The following is a 19,461-nucleotide window of genomic DNA, read 5'->3' on the forward strand; positions in this document are numbered from 1 at the left end:
CGGCGACCGTGGGAAGACTTCGTCCGAACCCTCAGTCCCAAGGAGACAACGAACATGATCCAGCTCCACCTTCTGTGCCTGCTGCTCTCGGCGCGAGTCACCGCCGCGCGCAAGTCCGAGCGAGGGGCCAGCTCGGTGGAATGGGTGGTGATCACCGCGCTGCTGGTCGGGATCGCACTCGCCGTCGGTGCGGTGCTGCTCAAGACCATCACCGGCAAGGCGGACTCGGTCAACCTCGACACGCCCTGAGCCCTGCCACGTGCCCGTGTCTCACCGTCTCCAGTCCCGCCGCTCGCCCGGTCGTTCGCGCCGTCGCGACGAGCGCGGGGTGTCGTCCGTCGAGCTCGTGATGTACACGCCCTTGCTGATGTTCGCGATCTTCCTCGTGGTGCAGTTCGCGATGGTCTACCTCGGCAACAACGCCGCCTCGGCGGTCGCCCGGGAGGCCGCTCGGGTCGCGCGCACGACGGGGGACGCCTCCCAGGCCCACCAAGCCGGCATGCAGTACGCCCAGAACATCGGCAAAGGGGTCCTCGAGGACTACGACGTCCACGTGACGATGATCGGTGACGACCGGGTGCGGGTGACGGTGACCGGTCACGCCCAGGAGATCTCCCCGATCGGGGTGCCCACGGTGAGCCAGACCGTCGAGGGCCCGCTCGAGCAGTTCGTGGAGACGCCGTGAGCGCCGCTCGCGTCCTCGCCCGGCTCCGACGCCTGCGGACCGGCGACGAGCGCGGATCGATGGCCGTGGAGATGGTGCTCCTCACCCCGGTCCTCGTCGGGTTCATGCTGCTCGTGGTGGCGTTCGGCCGTTACGTCGCCGTCCAGGGCGACATGGAGGCGGCGGCACGGGACGCCGCCCGCGAGGCGTCGCTCCAGGTCTCCAGCGACGCCGCCTCGAACGCCGCGCGCGACGTCGTCCAGCGCTCGCTCGACGGCGACACCCAGTGCACTCGGATCGGGGTCGACGGCTCCTGGCAGCCGGGCGGCGAGGTCATCGTCCGGATGCACTGCCGGGTCTCGCTGTCCGGCCTCGGACTGATCGGCCTGCCCGGGAGCGTCGGGATCGACACCGAGAGCGCCGTCCCCCTCGACCCCTACCGGAGGTACGAATGAACCGGAGTCCACGCGCCGTCCGCGACGAACGCGGAACGGCCACCGCCTTCGTGGTCGGCATGGCCATCGTGCTGCTCGCGTGCGCCGGGCTGGTCGTCGACGGAGGCACCGCGCTCAACGCGCGGATGCGGCTGGCCGACGATGTCGAGCAGGCAGCGCGCGCGGGAGCGCAGGAGATCGACGTCGCCACGCTGCGTGACAGCGGCGACCTCGTCCTCGAACAGACGGCGGCCGAGGACCGCGCCCGCGCCTACCTGGTCGGCCGGGGCTACACCGTCGGGTCGGTGCACGCCGACCAGGATGCCGTGCAGGTCTCGGCGACCTACCACGCGCGCACGAAGCTCCTGAGCCTGGTCAACATCAACTCGTTCACGGTGTCGGCCTCCGCCACGGCCGAGGCGGTGACCCAGTGACCGCCGCGCCCGCCACCCGCGGCCCCGAGCGGTTCGCGGCCCCCGGGCTGCCTCCGACCAAGCCCTCCCCGCTGACCTCGCTGGGGGCGGGACTGGCGCTCCTGGTGCTCGTCGTCGGCGTGCCGGTCGCGCTGATCGTGCTGTCGGGCCTGCCGCCGTACCCCCACGGCATGCCGGACCGCGCCGACCTCACCCAGCCGCTCTCGGTCGACGCACTCTTCGTCGTGCTGCGCGCGGTCGTCTGGCTGTCCTGGCTGCAGTTCACCTGGTGCGTGCTCGTCGAGGTGGCCAGCCTGCTCCGCGGCGGGGGGTTGCCCCGACCGGTGCCGCTCTCGGGGCGGTCCCAGGCGCTCGCGCGCGCCCTGGTGGGCAGTGTGCTGGTCGGCGCGACGCTGCTCGGCAGCTCCGGGGGCGCCACGGCCGCCACGGCCCTCGACGCACCGCACACCGAGGTCGCCACCAGCGCCGTCGCGGTTGCCGATGGCGGCGCCACGCAGACGACCGGTGACCAGGCGGCCGCCAGCGCACCTGACCAACAGCCGGCCCCGCGCATGGAGCACGTGCCCGGCGTGCCGTCGGACATGACCGACGTCATCGGGCACAAGGTCGTGATCGTGCAACCACCCGACGGGCGCTACCACGACAACCTCTGGGACATCGCTGAGCGGCACCTCGGAGACGGACGGCGGTGGAAGGAGATCTTCGCGCTCAACGAGGGCCGGGTGCAGCCCGACGGCGAGCAGCTGGTGCTCGGCCGGCTGATCCAGCCCGGCTGGGTGCTGACGATGCCCGAGGACGCCGTCGATGCTCCGCGCGTGCACGCGGTCCCCGACGCGGCGCCCGAGCGCGCGCCCCACCCCGCCCACCACGAGAGCGGCGGCGGTACGGATGCTGTCGACGCCGCCCCCTCGACCAGCGCGGGCGACCTCCGCGGCGGACTCCTGGCAGGAGGCCTCCTCGCGGCGGCGCTCACCGGCCTCGTGGCCGCCGAGCGACGCCGCCGACGCGGCAGCGAGCCGCACGGGGACGCCCTCGACGCCGAGGTGGCGCTGCGGGCCGGAGCCGACCCGGACCGGGTGGCTCGCCTGGACCGCGCCCTGCGATCGCTCAGCGCGACCTGCCGTGCCGAGCGGATCCCTCTTCCTCAGGTGTACGCCGTCGCCGTGACCGACGGTGCGGTCGAGCTGCGACTCGCGCCCGCACAGCCTGCCGCGCCGGCGCCCTGGTCGGTCCGCGACGCCGGGCGGCGCTGGTTGCTGGAGCGGGACGCCGAGCTGCCGGGCGATCTCGGCCATGCGCCGTACCCCGGCCTGGTGTGCCTGGGTCGCGACGACGACGGTGCCGACGTGCTCGTGGACCTGGAGGCGGTCGCCGGGCCGTTGTGCCTCGGGGGTGACCCTGACGTCGCCCGCCAGGTCGTGTCCGCGCTGGCCGTGCAGCTGGCGACCGCGCCCTGGGCCGACCAGCAGCGGGTGTGGGGACACCGGCTCACGCCGGCGCTCGCCCAGGTCGCGGGGGAGTCGCTCACCATGCTCGAGGACGTCGACCCGTTGCTGACCGGCTGGTCCGAGCGAGCGGTGCACCGGCCCGCGCAGGAGGTGCTGAGTGGCCGGCTCGGTCGCCATCCCGGCACGATCCCGCAGTACCTCGTGCTCGGTGAGCGTCCCGACGACCAGCTGATCGCCCGGCTGCACGGGCTGACCGGTGCGGACTCGCGCGGTGTCGGCGTCTTGTCGACCGGCGCGCTCCCGGGTGCACGGTGGACGATGCGCGTGGACGACAGCGGGCGGCTCTCGCTCCCGCTGCTCGACCTCGAGGTCGACGCGGTCCGGCTCACCGACAGCATGGTCGACTCCCTGGCCGAGCTGTTCGCCTCCGTGCGTCTCGACGAGCCCGCGCCCAGCGGCCGCCCCCGGGTGCCCGACGTGGTGCACGCGAGCGACGACGGACACTGGCGAGCGGCCGAAGTGCGCGTCGGCGTCCTGGGCCCCCTCGTGGTCACCGCAGGCGGGAGCATCGACCCGTCTCGCCTCGAGCTGGCGACCGAGGTCGTCACGTTCCTCGCGCTGCAGCCCGCCCCGGTCCACCCGAGCGTGGTGGGCGCGTCGGTGTGGCCGCGAGGCGTCACCTCGGAGGTGCGTGACGCGACCATCGCGCGAGCCCGTGACTGGCTCGGCTCCGACGTCGACGGGAATGCCCTGCTCCGCGAGAACGCCGAGGGTCGGCTCTATCTGGCACCGGACGTCGCGGTCGACTGGCAGGCGCTGTGCTCGCTGTCGCAGCGCTCGCGGAGCGCGAGCCCGCGTGAGGAGTGCGAGCTGCTGCGCCGCGCACTCCAGCTCGTCCGGGGGCCGCTGATCGAGGACCGGCCGGCTGGCCGCTACTCCTGGCTGCCTCGCACCCGGCTGGAGCGGCAGGCCGTCGACGTGGTGGTGGACGCGGCGCTGCGGGTCGCCGACCTCACGACCGACGACGACCCCGAGGGCGCCGCCGCGGCGTGCCGGGCCGCACTGCGCCTGGCGCCGTCGTCGCAGGTGGTGTGGCGGGCCTTGCTGCTCGCGGAGCATCACCGCCCGGACGGGCCCGGTGCCGCGCAGGTGGTCGAGGAGCTGGTCCAGGTGCTGCAGCAGGCGGGTGTGTCCTTGGAGCCGGAGACCGAGGCGCTGGTGGTCGAGCTGTTGCCCGAGGGACCGGGCGAGGAGGCCGCGGGAGCGTAGACCCCGCGGTTTCGTCCGGAGCCTCCGCGGGGGCACACTCTCCGTCAGACGGCGAGGGTCACGCCACCCGGGTCGCGATCAATTCGACGCGTCCCGGGTGTCGTCGTAGGCATCGTCGATCTCCTCGATGAGCCCGTCGAGATCGCGCCACTCCCGCTCCTGCGTCGCGCTCTTGTTGCTGTCCTCTCGCATGCGATCGACGAAGTGCAGGACCTGGTCGCTGGGGTCCGTGACGTTCCCGGTGTCTTCGGCGAGGTAGTCCTCGAAGCCCGTCGGATCACCGAAGTAGGCGCGGTAGAGCGAGAACGCCACGGCCATCTTCATGCCGTTGGCGTAGCCCGGTTCGTCGGCGTCGGCCGCCCAGAGGCTGCCGATCAGGAGGCCGGCGCGCCGAACGGCGTCGCTCTGCGAGACCTCCTCCGCGGTGCGGGAGGCCCAGCTGGAGAGGGTGGAGAGCTGGGAGGTGCGGATCTCCGCCTCGCGGTCACTGACGTCGCGGAACCCTCCGGAGAGTGCGTCCTCGCGCTGCTCCTGGTCGAGCTCGTCGAGGGCGCAGTCGAGCGTGCCGGGCTGGTCCCAGAACGCGAGCTGCTCCTTCTCGTCCCAGTCCTTGCTCCCGTCGAGGCTGGCGTGGGCCTTGGCGACACATGAGCTGAAGCCGTCGTCGTCCGCGACCGCGCCGAGCCCGTCGGGGGAGCAGCCCGTGAGCAGCAGCGTGACGGCCACCGTGGAGAGGGCCAGCGAGGCTCGCGTGGGAGGCGCAACCACTAGTTCTCGTCCCGCGCGTTGTCGATGGCGTCGATCAGCCGCTCGAGGTTGTCCCACTCCTCCTGCTGCTCCGGGCTCTTGTTGGCGTCCTCCTGCATGCGGTCGATGAAGTGGTTGATGATGTCGTCGGCGTCCGTGACCGTGCCGGCGTGGTTGGCCTTGTAGTCGTCGAACCCTTGCGGGGTGCCGTAGTACTTGACGTAGAGCGCGAAGGCCAGGACCTGCTGCGGACCGTTCTTCGCGGTCGCGTCGTCCCAGTCCTTGTCGAGCTTGTCGAGACGGTCCTGCTCGCCGATCAGCGCCTTGATCAGGTCGACCATCGGGCCGGTCAGCGGGTTCTTGGTCGCCGAGACGCCGGCGCTGAGGAGACTGTTGAGGATGGAGTTGATCGCCACGCTCGGCTTGAACCCGTCGCCGATGATGTCGGCGTCGCGCAGCAGGTGGCCGAGGTTGTCCGCGGCGGACTCGGGGTCGTCGTCGCGGTTGAGGCGGTAGTCGACGACGGCGTCCATGACGTCTTGGATCTTCACGCCGGAGTCCTCGATCATGTCCTTGACGTCACTGGCCTTGAGGCCGCCGCTGTTGGCGTCGTCGAGGAGCTGGGCCATCAGCTCACCGTCGGTGACGATGTCCTTCAGGTGGCCGCTCTTGAGCATCTGGGCGTAGTCGTAGTCGTTGGTGTCGCGCGCCTTGAGGAGCGCCACCAGTGGACCCAGGGCGTAGTCGTCGCCCCGGTCGCGTGCCTCGTGGAAGTGCTCGCGCATGGTGTCGACCGCGTCGAGCCAGACCTTCGCGATCTTGGCGTAGTCGTCCCTCGACTCCCTCGGGAAGCCGTCAGGGCCCAAGACACTGGTCAGGCGCCAGGCCAGGTCGTCGACGAACTTGGGGTCGCAGTGCTCGAGGACGTCGGCGAGCGACTCGCCGTCGGCGTTGGCGAGGAGGTGCTCGAGCGCCTTGCCGTCGTAGGCCTCCGAGAGCGCGCGCGGGAACAGGCCCGGATAGGAGGATTGAGCACCATCGAGGTCGGTGGAGTCCTCGATCTGGTCGCGATACGCGAGCGCGACAGAGTTCATCCGCGAGTCGGCGTTGTCTGAGGCGGTGATCAGCCCCCAGATCTTCTGGCCGGCCACCCCGTCCTTGATGAAGTCCTGGGCGAGCTTGGCGAACCCGGCATCGTCGTGGGCGCTGATGCCCTGGGCTACCGCGTCGCTGAACCCCGAGAGCGCGGACGACATGTCGTCGTAGGAGTACTCCGAGAGCTCCATGTCGCGGTCGATGGCCTTGTAGATGTCCTGGATGCCGTCCGCGCCGAACTGGTCGACGAGCTCCTTGGTCCACAGTGGGTCGCCGGCATGCGCGGCGATCTCGTTGAGGGCGTCGCGGATCTCCTGGGGGTCGGACTCGTAGGTGTCGTTGTCGAGGGCGTCCTTGAGGCGCGCGATCGCCGCCTTGACCTCGGGTGCGTCGGCCTGCCGCTCCATCTCGTCGAGGTTCTGCTTGGCCAGCGTCAGCTGGCCGGTGATGCCGCTGACGTCGATCTTCGGCGCCTGCCCGGCGTTCCACTTGGCGACCTGGTCGTCGGACACGCCGACCGGTCCGGCGTCGTGCAGGGTGTCGCCCAGGGCCCGGGTCTGCTGGCCGAGCCACTGCTTGAGGTAGCCGAACGTGACCTCGAGGCCGTGCTGCGTGCCCTGCTTGGCCGACGCGGCCGCACTGATCGCATTGGAGTGGGCATCGTCGATGTCCTGGTCGAGCGCCCGGTTGCGTCGGCCGCTCGAGCCGAGGTCCTGCCGGGCCTGGGTGCGGTCGGAGTCCGCGGCGCTCACGGCGTCCTGGTAGGCCTGCTCGGCGGCGTCCCACTTCTGGTTGAGCCCGGGGAGCTGGTCCAAGGCGTCGTCGTAGTCCTTGGCCAGCGACCGCAGCGCAGCAGGCACGCCGTCGAGCTTGGCCTTGAAGGTGCCGAGGACGGTGCCGAGATGTGTCATCTCGCCCTTGAGCGAGTCGGCTGCCTGGCCGGTCCAGCCGTTGCCGATGTCGCCGGGCGTCGAGCCGGTCTGGGTGCCCAGGGATCCCAGCTGCTCGTGCAGATCGGCTACCTGGGTAGCAGCCGCGCGCAGCTCGGCGGGGTGGATGTCGAGGGTGAAGTGCTTGTCGGTCAACGCCGCTCCTCAGCTGGGATGCCCGCCGCGGCCACCGATGTCCGGGACGGGGGAGAGCTCGTTGTCGAGCCGGGTGATCTCGATCGTGAACGTGTTGATGTTGCCGGCGATCACGCCGGCGGAGGTCCCGGCGACGCGCAGCGACTCTCGCCACGAGATCTGGTACGCGTCAGCACCGGTGGAGACCGCCCCGGAGAACTCGCCACACGCGGACTCGATCCGGCCGGCCTGGCCCGCCACACCGGAGGCGGCGTTGGTGATGGCGTCGCGAACGCTGTTGAACCGGTCGACGAATGGCAGCGCCACGGACGGCTCCATCTTCACATCGCCGCTCACCGGCTCACCTCCTGCGGGGTCGACACCGTCGTGCCGACGGCTCCCCGGCTGCATACCCCGGGCTCGGCTACGGCAAACCGCATCGCGCCGAGGTCGCCCCGGACGGGTACTGGAGCGCGGTGAACCGCCGGTGAACTAACCTCGACTCGATGTCCGAGCCCGATCCTCTCCCGTCCGCCGCCGACCTCCTCGTCGAGTCCGTCGTCGACGACGCCAGCGAGGAGCTCGTCCGCCTGCGCCGCGACCTGCACGCTCACCCCGAGCTGTCCTGGCGCGAGCTGCGCACCACCACGCTCGTCAGTGCGCGGCTACGCCGGACGGGGTGGCGGGTGACCGACCTGCCACGCAGTGGCGTGGTCGCGGAGATCGGCGACGGCGGGCCGGTGGTCGCACTGCGAGCCGACCTCGACGCGCTCCCGGTGCCGGACCTGACCGATGACCCTTGGGCGAGCACCGTCGAAGGCGTCGCTCACGCCTGCGGGCACGACGTACACACCTCCTCCCTCGTCGGTGCCGCCCTCGCGCTCGCGGCGGTCCACGACCGCGGTCTCCTACGCGGTCGCGTGCGGCTGCTGTTCCAGCCGGCGGAGGAGGTGATGCCGGGCGGGGCGCTCTCGCTCCTCGAGCTCGGCGCCCTCGACGACGTGGAGCAGCTCTTCGGCCTGCACTGCGACCCGACCCTCGACGTCGGCCGGATCGGACTGCGTGAGGGACCCATCACCGGGGCCGCCGACCACCTCGAGGTGACCCTGAGCGGTTCCGGCGGGCACACGTCGCGCCCCCACCTGACCGAGGACCTCACCTTCGCGCTCGGCAAGATCGTCACCGAGCTGCCGGCGATCCTGTCGCGGCGGCTCGACCCGCGCGCCGGTGTGAGCGTCGTGTGGGGCATCGTGCGCGCGGGCTCGGCCCACAACGTGATCCCCGCGACGGGGCGGATCGGCGGGACCGTGCGGATGCTCGACGCCGTCGCCTGGTCCGAGGCCGAGAAGCTGGTGCCTCTGCTCGTGGAGCAGATCGTCGCGCCGTACGGCGTGCACGCGCAGGTCGACTACCAACGCGGCGTACCGCCCGTGGTGAACGACCTGGACTCGATCGTGCTGCTCGGCCGGGCCGTGGAGCGGGTGCTCGGCGTGGAGGGCCACGTGCCCACCCAGCAGAGCCTGGGCGGGGAGGACTTCGGGTGGTACCTCGACCGGGTCCCGGGCGCGATGGGCCGGCTCGGCACGCGGACGCCGGGCGGGCCGACGTACGACCTCCACCAGGGCAACCTGCGCGTCGACGACGGCGCGGTCACCATCGGTGCGAAGGTGCTGGCGAGCGCAGCAGTCGCCGCGCTCGCCAGCACCGGTTCCCCAGCTAGCCCTTGATGTAGGCCACGCCGTCCGCGGCCGGTGCCCGGGACTTCCCGACCAGGCCCGCCACCGCGAAGATCGTCACGACGTAGGGCAGCATCAGCATGAACTGGCTCGGGACCGGCGAACCGATCGCCGAGAGCACGCCCTGCAGGTTGGAGGCGAACCCGAACAGCAGCGCCGCGAGCGTCGCGCGGATCGGGTCCCACTTGCCGAAGATGACGGCCGCCAAGGCGATGTAGCCCGCACCACCGGTCATCTCCCGGTTGAAGTGCGCCACCGACACGAGCGTGTAGAACGCGCCGCCCGCGCCGGCGACCGCGCCGGCGATCAGGATCGTGCGCCAGCGGGTGCGGTTGACCCGGATCCCGACCGTGTCAGCGGCCATCGGGTGCTCGCCGACCGCACGGACGCGCAGGCCCCACCGCGTGCGGTAGAGCGCCCACGTGACGAGCGCGACCGCGACGTAGAGCACGTAGACGACGGGCGTCTGCCGGAAGAAGATCGGGCCGACCAGCGGGATGTCCCCGAGGACCGGGATCACGACCGCGTGGAAGCGTGGCGGGGAGTTGAGCGAGTCGGCGTTCGGCACCAGCACCTGGGTGAACATGAAGCTCGTCAGGCCGTACACGAGCACGTTCAACACGACGCCGACGATGACCTGGTCGACGAAGTAGGTGATCGCGAACAGCCCGAGGAGCATCGCCACCAAGACTCCCGCGACGCTCGCCGCGATCAGGCCCGCCCACGAGGAGTTCATCACGGAGCCGACCATCGCCGCGGCGAACGCGCCCGCGAGCAGCTGTCCCTCGATGGCGATGTTGACCACGCCGGCGCGTTCGCCGAGGACGCCCCCGAGGGCACCGAAGACGAGGGGTACGGCGAGGGCCAGCGAGCCCGACAGCAGGCCGACCACGGGGATCGTGCCCCCGGCGGCAGCCCAGGTCAGGAAGCCGAACACCCAGGCCACCGAGTAGACGACGATCAACCAGAACGGACTGTTGCGCTGCCCGCGGTAGAGCACGACCGACCAGGCCGCCGCCGCCAGGCACAGGACGACGACGATCCACGCCGTCACCGTCGCCGGCACGGTGACCTCGGGGAGCTGCGCGAAGTCGCTCGTGACCGCGAGGCGGTACGTGGTGTCGCCCGACTGGGGGAAGAGGCCCACGATCGCCAGCAGCAGCACGGCGAGCGTGCTCAACAGGGCGGGCGTCTTCTTCTCGACGAGAGTGGTGACTCCGGCCAGCGGGGTCTTCTCCAGCGGGATGCTGGCCTCGCCGTGGGTGGTGGTCACTTCGCCTCCTTGGCGGGCAGCCGGAACAGGGTGCGGATCAGCGGTGGCGCGGCCAGGAAGAGGACGATCATGGACTGCACCACGAGGACGATGTCGACCGGGATGTTCTGGGAGGCCTGCATGGCGAACCCACCGGCCTTCAGTGCCCCGAAGAGCAGGCCGGCCGCCAGGATCCCGAGAGGCCTGGACCTGCCGAGCAGCGCGACGGTGATGGCGTCGAACCCGATGCCGGCATCGAGGTCGACCGTGATGCCGCTGGTGACGGTGCCGAGGACCTGGTTGGCCCCCGCGATGCCGACCAGCGCACCCGCGATGAGCATGACGACGACATAGGTACGGCCGACGTTGATGCCGGACGCTCGCGCGGCCTGCGGGTTCAGACCCACTGCGCGGATCCGGAACCCGAGCGCGGAGCGCTCGAGCAGCCACCACGTGAAGGCGACGGCCACCAGCGCGATGATGAACCCGAGGTGCAGGTTGTACTGGTCGCCGAGGAGCTTCGGCAGGGTGGCCGAGTCCTTCATCGGGAGCGACTTGGGGTTGAACGACTTGGGCGCCTGCAGCAGGCTCTGCTGCGAGAGCGCATAGAACAACAGGTAGAACGCGACGTAGTTGAGCATGATCGTCACGATCACCTCGTGTGCACCCGTGCGGGCCTTGAGGAAGCCGGCGAGGCCTCCCCAGATCGCGCCGGCGACGACTGCTCCGAGCAGCGCGATCGTCACGTGCAGGATCGCCGGCATCTCGAACTGGTAGCCGACCCAACCGGCGGCGGCACCACCCAGGAGCATCTGGCCGCGTCCACCGATGTTGAACAGGCCGGCCCGGAAGCCGACCCCGACGCCCAGACCCGACACGATCAGGGGTGCTGAGAACTTCGCGGTCTCGGTGAGTGGGCGGATGCCCAGCTGGAACGTGGGGGCGTCAGTGTTGTAGATCGAACCTCGGAACAGGGCGGTGTAGGCGCCCCACACGGCGTCCCAGGTCGCGTTGAAGAAGTCGCTGGGACGCGCGGTGAGGTAACCCGCGGTCTCGCGGACCGTGTCGTCGGTGACTGCGATCAGCGCAGACCCGACGAGGACCGCCAGCAACACCGCGAGAGCGCCGTTGAGGACGCTGCCCGAGGCGATGTCGTGCATGGTGGCGGTCCAGCGGCTGGAGTCGGGCGGGATCTGCTCGGGCTCGGTGGGAGGCTGCTTGCTCTCCTCGACGGCGCTGGTCACGCGATCGCTCCTTCCGGACGTTCTCCGGTCATCATCAGTCCGAGCACCTCTCGAGGTGTGTCGCCGGGAACGACGCCGACGACGCGTCCCCGGTAGAGCACCATGATCCGGTCGGCGAGCGCCGCTACCTCGTCCAGCTCGGTGGAGACCACCAGGACGGCGACGCCGGCATCTCGGCCGGCCACGATCTGCTTGTGGATGAACTCGATGGACCCCACGTCGACGCCGCGTGTCGGCTGCGCCGCGACGAGGAGCTTGATGTCGCGCGAGAGCTCCCGCGCGACCACGACCTTCTGCTGGTTGCCGCCCGAGAGCTCTTCGGCGAGGGCCGTCACCCCGGTGGCGCGCACGTCGTACTGCGCGACCTTCTCCTTGGCGAACTCGTCGAGGCGCGCGAGCTGGAGCGTGGCGCGGCGGACGAACTCCCCGCCGTGGCTGCGGTTGAGCATCAGGTTCTCGGCGATGGTGAACTCGCCGACGAGGCCCTCGACCTGCCGGTCCTCGGGGATGAACCCGACACCGGACTCGAGGATGTGGCGCACCGACCGGCCGACCAGCTCCTCGCCCTGGAGGCGGATGGAACCTCGCACGTGGTCCTGGAGGCCCATCAGGGCCTCGGTGAGCTCCGTCTGGCCGTTGCCCTGGACCCCGGCGACAGCCAGGATCTCCCCGGCTCGGATCGTGAAGCTCACGTCGTCGACGTGGACGCGGCCGTGGTCGTCGAAGACCTGCAGGTGCTCGACGGCGAGCATCTCCTCGGCCGGCTTCGGCGGGTCCTTGTGCACGGTCAGCTCGACGGGCCGTCCGACCATCATCGCGGCGAGCTCGGCGTTGGTCGCGGTCGGCTGGGCCTCGCCGACGACCTTGCCCAGTCGGATCACCGTGATCTTGTCGGCGACCGCCCTGACCTCGCGCAGCTTGTGGGTGATGAAGACGATGGCCTTCCCGGCGGCCCGGAGCCCGCGCATGATCTCCATGAGCTCGTCGGTCTCCTGCGGAGTGAGGACCGCGGTGGGCTCGTCGAGGACCAGCACCTGGGCGTCGCGGGAGAGCGCCTTGATGATCTCCACGCGCTGCTGCACGCCGACCGGGAGGTCCTCCACCAGCGCGTCCGGGTTGACGGCGAACCCGAACTGGTCGGAGATCTCCTGGACGCGGCGACGGGCCGCATCCAGGTCGAGCGAGCCCGCGAAGCCTGTGGACTCGTTGCCGAGCATGACGTTCTCGGCGACGGTGAAGACGGGGATCAGCATGAAGTGCTGGTGCACCATGCCGATGCCGGCGGCGATCGCGTCGCCGGGGCCGGAGAAGTGCTGGACCTTGCCGTCGAGCTCGATCTCGCCCTCGTCGGCCGCGTAGAGGCCGAACAGGACGTTCATCAGCGTGGACTTGCCTGCCCCGTTCTCACCGAGCAGGGCGTGGATCTCGCCGCCCTCGACGGTCAGCGAGATGGAGTCGTTGGCGACAAGCGTCCCGAACCGCTTGGTGATGTTGCGGAGGACCAGTTGCATGAAACCGCATCCTAGTGTTGGCCGGACCCGCTACTCGGGGTGTGGAGGGCAGGCCCGGGAGCGCCCTGCGGCGCTGGGATGGAAGGGCCGAAGAAGGGGAGGCCAGCGATGCCGACCTCCCCTTCCGTGGATCGTAGGAGACCTACGCGACCAGGATCACTGGTTCAGGTAGGAGTTCACCGGGATCGATCCGTCGATGATGCCCTTCTTGATCTCGTCGAGCTTGCCGGACAGGTCGGCAGGCACCTTCGAGGCGAAATCGTGGAAGTCGGCGATGCCGACCCCGTCGTTCTCCAGGGTGCCGACGTACGGCGAGAAGTCGAAGCTGTCGCCGTCGTTGGCGGCCGACATGATCGCCTCGTAGGTCGAGATCTTCATGTTCTTCAGGATCGAGGTCAGCACGACGCTCTGCGTGTCGGGGTCGGTCTGGTACAGGTCGGCGTCGACACCGATCATCGCGACGTCCTTGCCCGAGTCGGCGATCGCGGTCACCGCGCCCTGGTAGATCGGGCCACCGACCGGCAGGATCACGTCGGCGTCCTGGTCGATGATCTGCTTGGCGGTGTTGGTGGCCTTCTCGTTGGCCTCGAAGCCACCGGTGAACAGACCGTTCTTGCCGTCCCAGCCGACGACCTTGACGGTCTTGCCGGTCTCCTTGTTGAAGTAGTCGACGCCCTGCTTGAAGCCGTCCATGAAGATCGTCACGGTCGGGTACGGCTGACCGCCGTACGTGCCGACGACGCCGGTCTTGCTGTAGTCGGCTGCCGCGTAGCCGGCCAGGAACGCGGCCTGAGCGGTGTCGTAGAGCAGCGGCTTGATGTTGGGCTCGTCGGCCTTGCCGTCGAAGGTCTGGCCGTCGGCGCCGCCGTCAGCGGAGTCGTCGATCAGCACGAACTTGACGTCGGGGTTCGCCTTGGCGGCGTCCTTGGTCGCAGCCGCGAGGTTGAAGCCGACGGTCACGATGACGTCGCAGCCCTGGGCGATCAGGTTGTCGATGTTGGGTGCGTAGTCGGCGTCGCTGTTGGACTCGACGGGCTTGAAGTCCGTGCCGAGCTCGTCGGCGGCCTGCTTCGCGCCTTCGTAAGAGAGCTGGTTGAACGACTTGTCGTCGAAGCCGCCCGCGTCGGACACGATGCACGGCAGGAAGTCAGGTGCCGCCGACGCCGAACTGGTGTCAGTGCCGGTGCTGGGCTTGTCGCCCGCCTTGTCCTCCGGCTCGGAGCCGCACGATGCCAGGACCGCGGTCGCGAGGAGCGCGGCCACACTGCCGCTCACAGCCTTCCTCAAGTTGTTCACTACTGCCTCCAGTCATGCGCCTCGCGGTCGCGAGGCGACGGTCAGCACCGTACCGAAGACGCCGGTTGATGTCGGCGGATCTACCCAACGGTTACCATGTTGTGCTGTTGGTCCCATCTTTTCCGGCCGGAGGTCCTTTCCGCTTGAGTACCGATGCTGACGCTGTCGACTGGGACCAGCTCCGCGAGGCCGCCGGGGACGCCGCGGACCGGGCCTACGCCCCCTACTCGACGTACCACGTGGGAGCGGCGGCGCTCGTCGACGACGGGCGGGTGGTGGTCGGCTGCAACGTCGAGAACGCGGCGTACGGCGTGACGCTCTGCGCCGAGTGCGGCATGGTCTCCCAGCTGCACATCACCGGCGGCGGCAAGCTCACGCACTTCGTGTGCGTCAACGGGGATCGGGACGTGATCATGCCGTGTGGGCGCTGCCGTCAGCTCCTGTCGGAGAACGGCAGGCCGGACCTGCAGGTCCTCACCCCCGAGGGACTGCGCAGCATCGACGAGGTCCTCCCGCAGGCCTTCGGCCCGGCCGACCTGCAGCACTGAGCCGGGTGGGGACACCGCTCGGCGAGCGGCGATCCGCACGTCGGGGATCTGCCCCACCGCGCACCACCCCGGGCGTCTAGGGTTCTGGCAGACCTGAAAGGGGATAGGGGACCAGGCCGCATCCGGCGCCGCGCCCCTCACCAGCAATGGCAGCACAGCACGACGCCGTCGAGGTGATCTCGGCCAAGCGCGACAAGCACTCGCTGAGCGACAGTCAGATCGACTGGGTCATCGACGCCTACACCCGAGGCGACGTGGCCGACGAGCAGATGTCGGCCCTCGCCATGGCGATCCTGCTCAACGGGATGGAGCGGCGCGAGATCGCCCGCTGGACGGCGGCGATGATCGCCTCGGGGGAGCGGATGGACTTCTCCACGCTGTCCCGGCCTACCGCCGACAAGCACTCCACCGGTGGCGTCGGAGACAAGATCACGCTCCCACTGGCTCCCCTGGTGGCGGCCTGCGGCGTCGCCGTACCCCAGCTCTCCGGGCGCGGACTGGGACACACGGGTGGCACTCTCGACAAGCTCGAGTCGATCCCCGGCTGGCGTGCGGCGCTGAGCAACGAGGAGATGCTCGCCCAGCTGGAGTCCGTCGGCGCGGTGATCTGCGCGGCGGGCGACGGGCTCGCCCCGGCAGACAAGAAGCTGTACGCGTTGCGTGACGTCACCGGCACGGTCGAGGCGATCCCGCTGATCGCGTCATCGATCATGTCCAAGAAGATCGCCGAGGGCACCGGCTCGCTCGTGCTGGACGTCAAGGTCGGCACCGGCGCGTTCATGAAGAACGTCGACGCCGCCCGTGAGCTCGCCTCGACGATGGTGGCGCTCGGCAAGGACGCCGGCGTGCACACCGTCGCGCTGCTCACCGACATGTCGACGCCGCTAGGCCTCACCGCGGGCAACGCGATCGAGGTCGCCGAGTCCGTCGAGGTCCTCGCCGGCGGCGGCCCTGCCGACGTGGTCGAGCTGACCCTGGCGCTGGCCCGCGAGATGCTCGCGGGGGCCGGGCGCGCGGACATCGACCCGGCCGACAAGCTCGCCGACGGTTCGGCCATGGACGCCTGGAAGGCGATGATCCGGGCCCAGGACGGCGACCCGGACGCCGAGCTGCCCGCGGCCCGGGAGAGTCACGTCGTGAACGCTCCTTCCTCCGGTGTGCTGACCCGCCTCGACGCGATGGCGGTCGGTCTCGCCGCCTGGCGCCTCGGTGCCGGTCGGGCTCGCAAGGAGGACCCGGTGCAGGCCGGTGCCGGTGTCGTCTGGCACGCCCGCCCCGGTGACCAGGTCACCGAGGGCCAGCCGCTCTTCACGCTGCTCACCGACGAGCCCGAGCGCTTCGACCGTGCCCTGGGGTCGCTCGAGGGCGGCTACGACATCGCGCCCGCGGACACGGCGTACTCTCCCTCGCCGCTGGTGATCGACCGGATCAGCTGATCGACGCGAGCCCCCGGGTGGTCAGGGGAGGAGCAGGACCACGGTCTCGGCGACGCAGGCGGGCTTGGACTCGCCCTCGATCTCGACGGTGTAGCGCAGCGTGAGCTGCTTGCCGGCGGGCAGGTCGGTGACCTCGGCGAGCGTGACGTGGGCGCGGACCCGTCTGCCGACGAGCACGGGGTTCGGGAACCGGACCTTGTTGACGCCGTAGTTGAGCTTGGCGCCGGGGGTCTCGAGCGCGAACACCTGGCTGCCGAGGAACGGCACCAGCGACAGCGTGAGGTAGCCGTGGGCGATGGTGCCGCCGAACGGTCCCGTCGCGGCACGATCGGGATCGACGTGGATCCACTGGTGGTCGCCGGTGGCGTCGGCGAACCGGTCGACCCGGTCCTGCTCGATCGTGAGCCACGCGGAGGTGCCCAGCTCCTCGCCGCTCGCGGCGGCGACCTCGTCCAATGTCGTGAAGACGCGCATGCCGGGAACCTACCGGTCAGCCGCACCCCGCGCGGACCGGGCCCGAGAGGTGGAAGGATCGGAGCATGACCGCGCATCCCAATCCGATCCCGACCCTCGAGCAGGTGCGCCGGGCGCCCAAGGCACTGCTGCACGACCACCTCGACGGGGGCCTGCGCCCGCAGTCGATCATCGAGCTGGCGGCGGAGGTCGGCCACCAGCTGCCCGCCGTGGAGGGCGACATGTCGGCCGAGTCGCTCGGCCAGTGGTTCGCCGAGGCGTCCGACTCCGGCTCGCTCGAGCGCTACCTCGAGACCTTCGATCACACCGTGGCGGTGATGCAGACGGCTCCGGCCCTGACCAGGGTGGCGCGTGAGTGCGTCGAGGACCTGGTCGCCGACGGGGTCGTGTACGCCGAGGTGCGCTACGCCCCCGAGCAGCATGTGACCCAGGGACTCACCCTCGACGAGGTCGTCGCCGCCGTGCAGGAGGGGTTCGATCAGGGTGTCGAGGCGGCTGGGGGGCGGATCGTCGTACGCCAGCTGCTCACCGCCATGCGTCACCAGGCCCGGTCGATGGAGATCGCTCACCTGGCGATCGCCTGGCGCGATCGCGGGGTCGCCGGCTTCGACATCGCCGGTGCCGAGGCGGGCTACCCTCCCACCCGTCACCTGGATGCCTTCGAGTACCTCCAGCGCGAGAACGCGCACTTCACGATCCACGCGGGCGAGGGCTTCGGGCTGCCGTCGATCTGGCAGGCGATCCAGTGGTGCGGCGCGGACCGCCTCGGTCACGGCGTGCGGATCATCGACGACATCACCGTCGCCGACGACGGCGAGGTGAGCCTCGGGCTGCTCGCGGCGTACGTGCGCGACAAGCGGATCCCGCTGGAGATGTGCCCGTGGTCCAACGTGCAGACCGGCGCCGCGGAGTCGATCGCGAAGCACCCGATCGGGCTGCTGAAGAAGCTCGGCTTCCGGGTCACGGTGAACACCGACAACCGGTTGATGAGCCGCACGTCGGTCACCCACGAGCTGTGGTCGCTCGTCGAGGCCTTCGACTACGGCCTGTATGACCTCGAGTGGTTCACGATCAACGCGATGAAGTCCGCGTTCCTGCCGTTCGACCAGCGCCTGGCGTTGATCAACGACCTGATCAAGCCGGAGTACCGGGCCCTCCAGGAGGAGCTCGGGTGAGCGTGCACCCGGTCCCGTCGCTGATCCTGCTCGGGACCGGCGCGGTGCTGCTGGTCGTCGCCGCGGTGCTGTTCGCGCGGGGCGTGCGGCAGCGGCGGCTCGCCGAGGGGTTCCGGGACCGCGCCGTCGAGACCGAGGCGGAGGTCGTCGGTCTCGAGGCCAAGGACGTCGCGCTCGGCTCCTCGCCGGACACCCGCTACTTCCTGCGGGTCCGCTTCACCCCGGCGGGCGGCCAGGACATCGAGGCCGAGACCCTGACCGACGCTCCCCACCCGCTGCCCCGGGTGGGGGACCGGGTGGCGGTCGCCTACGACCCCGAGCGCCCGCGACGCGTCGACCTGGTCGCGACGGAGGGCACGGTCGAGGGTGCCGGGCGGACGTCGTTCTTGCTCGCGTGGCTGACGCTCGCTCTCGCGCTGGCCATGCCGATCGCCTGGCTGGTGCTGATCTTCGTCGTGTGGACCAGCTGAGCCCGGGACTCAGTCCGGCAGGATCGCCCACCAGGCGTGGTCCCAGCCCGCAAGCCCCACCCGCCCGCTGGCGAACTCCGAGCGCGAGACGTCCATGAGCCGACCGCGGGCCGGCTCGTAGAAGCGCAGGGCGCCCTCGTGCTCGCCCAGGGCCAGCACGACGTGGCGCGGCAGCCACCGGCTGCCGATGTAGACGGGGACGGGCTGCACGCGCCGGGTCGCTGCCACGATCGCGTCGTACCCTGGGCCGGGTGCGGTGCGGATCCAGCGCACCTCGCGCTCGCCGAGCTGGTGGGCCACGGCCCAGGGCGGCGTGCCGAGCGAGCGCGGCCAGGGCAGCTGGAGGTGACCGCGATCGACGGCGGCGGTCACCCGACGGTGCGTGGCGAGCACCTCCTCGCGGAACCGCTCCGGCACGGAGGGCGCGGCGCCGATGTACTCGCCGTAGTCGTGGTCGAGGATCATGCGCGCGACGACCAGCACGGTGGCGCCGCAGGAGACCCGGTCCGGCTGGACCAGGCGCTCGCGGAACACCCGCTCGGGCCAGTCGACGCTCACCGCAGCGCGCTCCGGTCGGCCAGGGCCGTGATGGCGGCGTACCCCTGGTCCGGGGTCACCGGCTGGCAGCCACGGTCGACGGCGTGGGCGACCACGCGACGCTGGTCGTGCATCAGCGCCAGCCCCCGCCGGACCAGCACCCGCGGTGGTTTGCGGTGCTCGCGCAGGTCGCGAGTCAGCCGGCGCCAGAACGTCACCAGTGGGTGCTGGCGCACGCAGTACGCCGCGGCCAGATGGCCGGTCTCGCCGATGTGCGGCACGACCTCCTGGGCGAAGATGCCCTCGGCCACGAACAGCCCGGATCCCTGGAGGTCCAAGGTGTGCACCCCGCACCGGCCGTCGCGGGCGATGTCGTAGACCGGCACCTGGGCGCTGCCCTCGCGGCAGAGCGTGTCCAGTGCCGCGAGCGCGTCGTCGAGCCACCACGACCGCGGGTCGTCCCAGTCGACGATCCCGGCGTTCGCGCCCTCGGCGATCCGGGGGAGCGTCGGGTCGTCGCCGTTCTTGTAGAAGTCGTCGAGCCGGAGGACGGGGAGCCCGATGCGCTCGGCGAGGCGGGACTTCCCCGCCCCCGAGGGCCCGGCCAGGACGATCACACGTGCTTGC

The 19,461-nt window shown here is 70.7% G+C and carries 20 protein-coding genes; 10 read left to right on the forward strand and 10 right to left on the reverse strand.

The window, feature by feature from the left end:
• Window positions 1–54 precede the first annotated feature (54 nt).
• From AC3ANS_RS05525 to AC3ANS_RS05545, 5 genes are all read left to right on the forward strand, one after another.
• Window positions 55–249 carry a hypothetical protein gene (locus AC3ANS_RS05525; RefSeq protein ID WP_488295165.1) on the forward strand — a complete coding sequence of 65 codons (195 nt, stop codon included), beginning with the start codon at window positions 55–57 and terminating at the stop codon, window positions 247–249.
• 79 nt (window positions 250–328) lie between these two features.
• A complete protein-coding gene (locus AC3ANS_RS05530) occupies window positions 329–685 on the forward strand; it encodes a TadE/TadG family type IV pilus assembly protein (RefSeq protein WP_488295166.1) in 357 nt (118 codons plus the stop codon).
• Window positions 682–1,119 carry a TadE family protein gene (locus AC3ANS_RS05535; protein ID WP_488295167.1) on the forward strand — a complete coding sequence of 146 codons (438 nt, stop codon included), beginning with the start codon at window positions 682–684 and terminating at the stop codon, window positions 1,117–1,119. Before AC3ANS_RS05530 ends, AC3ANS_RS05535 begins: the two co-directional genes overlap by 4 nt.
• Window positions 1,116–1,532 (forward strand): TadE/TadG family type IV pilus assembly protein, encoded by a 417-nt coding sequence (locus AC3ANS_RS05540; RefSeq protein WP_488295168.1) that lies wholly within the window; start codon window positions 1,116–1,118, stop codon window positions 1,530–1,532. Before AC3ANS_RS05535 ends, AC3ANS_RS05540 begins: the two co-directional genes overlap by 4 nt.
• On the forward strand, window positions 1,529–4,249 hold the full coding sequence (locus AC3ANS_RS05545) for a BTAD domain-containing putative transcriptional regulator (RefSeq protein ID WP_488295169.1): 2,721 nt from the start codon (window positions 1,529–1,531) through the stop codon (window positions 4,247–4,249). Before AC3ANS_RS05540 ends, AC3ANS_RS05545 begins: the two co-directional genes overlap by 4 nt.
• Window positions 4,250–4,327: 78 nt before the next feature.
• Here the strand turns inward: AC3ANS_RS05545 and AC3ANS_RS05550 are convergent, their stop codons facing one another.
• The 3 genes from AC3ANS_RS05550 to AC3ANS_RS05560 are packed head-to-tail and all read right to left on the reverse strand — an operon-like array spanning window position 4,328 to window position 7,512.
• A complete protein-coding gene (locus AC3ANS_RS05550) occupies window positions 4,328–5,017 on the reverse strand; it encodes a hypothetical protein (RefSeq protein ID WP_488295170.1) in 690 nt (229 codons plus the stop codon).
• The gene (locus AC3ANS_RS05555; protein ID WP_488295171.1) at window positions 5,017–7,176 is read right to left on the reverse strand and encodes a WXG100 family type VII secretion target; all 2,160 of its coding nucleotides are present in this window, start codon (window positions 7,174–7,176) and stop codon (window positions 5,017–5,019) included. Before AC3ANS_RS05555 ends, AC3ANS_RS05550 begins: the two co-directional genes overlap by 1 nt.
• Before the next feature lie 9 nt (window positions 7,177–7,185).
• Window positions 7,186–7,512, reverse strand: coding sequence for a hypothetical protein (locus tag AC3ANS_RS05560; RefSeq protein ID WP_488295172.1), 327 nt, complete (start codon window positions 7,510–7,512; stop codon window positions 7,186–7,188).
• A gap of 149 nt (window positions 7,513–7,661) precedes the next feature.
• Between AC3ANS_RS05560 and AC3ANS_RS05565 the strand changes: the two genes are divergently transcribed.
• Window positions 7,662–8,882 (forward strand): amidohydrolase, encoded by a 1,221-nt coding sequence (locus tag AC3ANS_RS05565; RefSeq protein WP_488295173.1) that lies wholly within the window; start codon window positions 7,662–7,664, stop codon window positions 8,880–8,882.
• Here AC3ANS_RS05565 and AC3ANS_RS05570 read toward each other — a convergent pair.
• The 4 genes from AC3ANS_RS05570 to AC3ANS_RS05585 form a co-directional block, all read right to left on the reverse strand.
• Entirely contained in the window at window positions 8,872–10,164 is a 1,293-nt protein-coding gene (locus tag AC3ANS_RS05570; RefSeq protein WP_488295174.1) for an ABC transporter permease, read from the reverse strand. The genes AC3ANS_RS05565 and AC3ANS_RS05570 overlap by 11 nt on opposite strands.
• Entirely contained in the window at window positions 10,161–11,387 is a 1,227-nt protein-coding gene (locus AC3ANS_RS05575) for an ABC transporter permease (protein ID WP_488295175.1), read from the reverse strand. Before AC3ANS_RS05575 ends, AC3ANS_RS05570 begins: the two co-directional genes overlap by 4 nt.
• Window positions 11,384–12,898 carry an ABC transporter ATP-binding protein gene (locus AC3ANS_RS05580; RefSeq protein WP_488295176.1) on the reverse strand — a complete coding sequence of 505 codons (1,515 nt, stop codon included), beginning with the start codon at window positions 12,896–12,898 and terminating at the stop codon, window positions 11,384–11,386. The genes AC3ANS_RS05575 and AC3ANS_RS05580 overlap by 4 nt, the downstream gene beginning before the upstream one ends.
• 156 nt (window positions 12,899–13,054) lie before the next feature.
• Window positions 13,055–14,173: a BMP family lipoprotein gene (locus AC3ANS_RS05585; RefSeq protein ID WP_488295177.1), complete on the reverse strand. Its 1,119-nt coding sequence runs from the start codon at window positions 14,171–14,173 to the stop codon at window positions 13,055–13,057.
• A 164-nt stretch (window positions 14,174–14,337) separates the two neighbouring features.
• On the opposite strand from AC3ANS_RS05585, the gene AC3ANS_RS05590 reads away from it, so the two are divergent.
• Window positions 14,338–14,742, forward strand: coding sequence for a cytidine deaminase (locus tag AC3ANS_RS05590; RefSeq protein WP_488295178.1), 405 nt, complete (start codon window positions 14,338–14,340; stop codon window positions 14,740–14,742).
• A 146-nt stretch (window positions 14,743–14,888) separates the two neighbouring features.
• The gene (locus AC3ANS_RS05595) at window positions 14,889–16,178 is read left to right on the forward strand and encodes a thymidine phosphorylase (RefSeq protein WP_488295179.1); all 1,290 of its coding nucleotides are present in this window, start codon (window positions 14,889–14,891) and stop codon (window positions 16,176–16,178) included.
• A 21-nt stretch (window positions 16,179–16,199) separates the two neighbouring features.
• Here AC3ANS_RS05595 and AC3ANS_RS05600 read toward each other — a convergent pair whose 3' ends face one another.
• Complete coding sequence (locus AC3ANS_RS05600; RefSeq protein ID WP_488295180.1) at window positions 16,200–16,652, reverse strand: MaoC family dehydratase; 453 nt, start codon at window positions 16,650–16,652, stop codon at window positions 16,200–16,202.
• A gap of 65 nt (window positions 16,653–16,717) precedes the next feature.
• Between AC3ANS_RS05600 and AC3ANS_RS05605 the strand changes: the two genes are divergently transcribed.
• Together AC3ANS_RS05605 and AC3ANS_RS05610 are read left to right on the forward strand one after the other, a co-directional pair.
• Window positions 16,718–17,827 carry an adenosine deaminase gene (locus tag AC3ANS_RS05605; RefSeq protein ID WP_488295181.1) on the forward strand — a complete coding sequence of 370 codons (1,110 nt, stop codon included), beginning with the start codon at window positions 16,718–16,720 and terminating at the stop codon, window positions 17,825–17,827.
• Window positions 17,824–18,297, forward strand: a complete 474-nt coding sequence (locus AC3ANS_RS05610) for a DUF3592 domain-containing protein (RefSeq protein ID WP_488295182.1) — start codon at window positions 17,824–17,826, stop codon at window positions 18,295–18,297. Before AC3ANS_RS05605 ends, AC3ANS_RS05610 begins: the two co-directional genes overlap by 4 nt.
• A 9-nt stretch (window positions 18,298–18,306) precedes the next feature.
• Here AC3ANS_RS05610 and AC3ANS_RS05615 read toward each other — a convergent pair whose 3' ends face one another.
• Together AC3ANS_RS05615 and AC3ANS_RS05620 are read right to left on the reverse strand one after the other, a co-directional pair.
• Window positions 18,307–18,855 (reverse strand): hypothetical protein, encoded by a 549-nt coding sequence (locus AC3ANS_RS05615; RefSeq protein WP_488295183.1) that lies wholly within the window; start codon window positions 18,853–18,855, stop codon window positions 18,307–18,309.
• Window positions 18,852–19,451 carry a hypothetical protein gene (locus AC3ANS_RS05620; RefSeq protein ID WP_488295184.1) on the reverse strand — a complete coding sequence of 200 codons (600 nt, stop codon included), beginning with the start codon at window positions 19,449–19,451 and terminating at the stop codon, window positions 18,852–18,854. The genes AC3ANS_RS05615 and AC3ANS_RS05620 overlap by 4 nt, the downstream gene beginning before the upstream one ends.
• Window positions 19,452–19,461 lie beyond the last annotated feature (10 nt).

The sequence above is a fragment of the Nocardia sp. 149-1B genome (assembly GCF_057747975.1).

Excerpts from the sequence above, each read along its gene's own strand:
- AC3ANS_RS05540 (WP_488295168.1), top strand. The coding sequence starts at position 1,116 with ATGAACCGGAGTCCACGCGCCGTCCGCGACGAACGCGGAACGGCCACC.
- AC3ANS_RS05600 (WP_488295180.1), bottom strand. The coding sequence starts at position 16,652 with ATGCGCGTCTTCACGACATTGGACGAGGTCGCCGCCGCGAGCGGCGAG.
- AC3ANS_RS05580 (WP_488295176.1), bottom strand. The coding sequence starts at position 12,898 with ATGCAACTGGTCCTCCGCAACATCACCAAGCGGTTCGGGACGCTTGTC.
- AC3ANS_RS05605 (WP_488295181.1), top strand. The coding sequence starts at position 16,718 with ATGACCGCGCATCCCAATCCGATCCCGACCCTCGAGCAGGTGCGCCGG.
- AC3ANS_RS05525 (WP_488295165.1), top strand. The coding sequence starts at position 55 with ATGATCCAGCTCCACCTTCTGTGCCTGCTGCTCTCGGCGCGAGTCACC.
- AC3ANS_RS05565 (WP_488295173.1), top strand. The coding sequence starts at position 7,662 with ATGTCCGAGCCCGATCCTCTCCCGTCCGCCGCCGACCTCCTCGTCGAG.
- AC3ANS_RS05595 (WP_488295179.1), top strand. The coding sequence starts at position 14,889 with ATGGCAGCACAGCACGACGCCGTCGAGGTGATCTCGGCCAAGCGCGAC.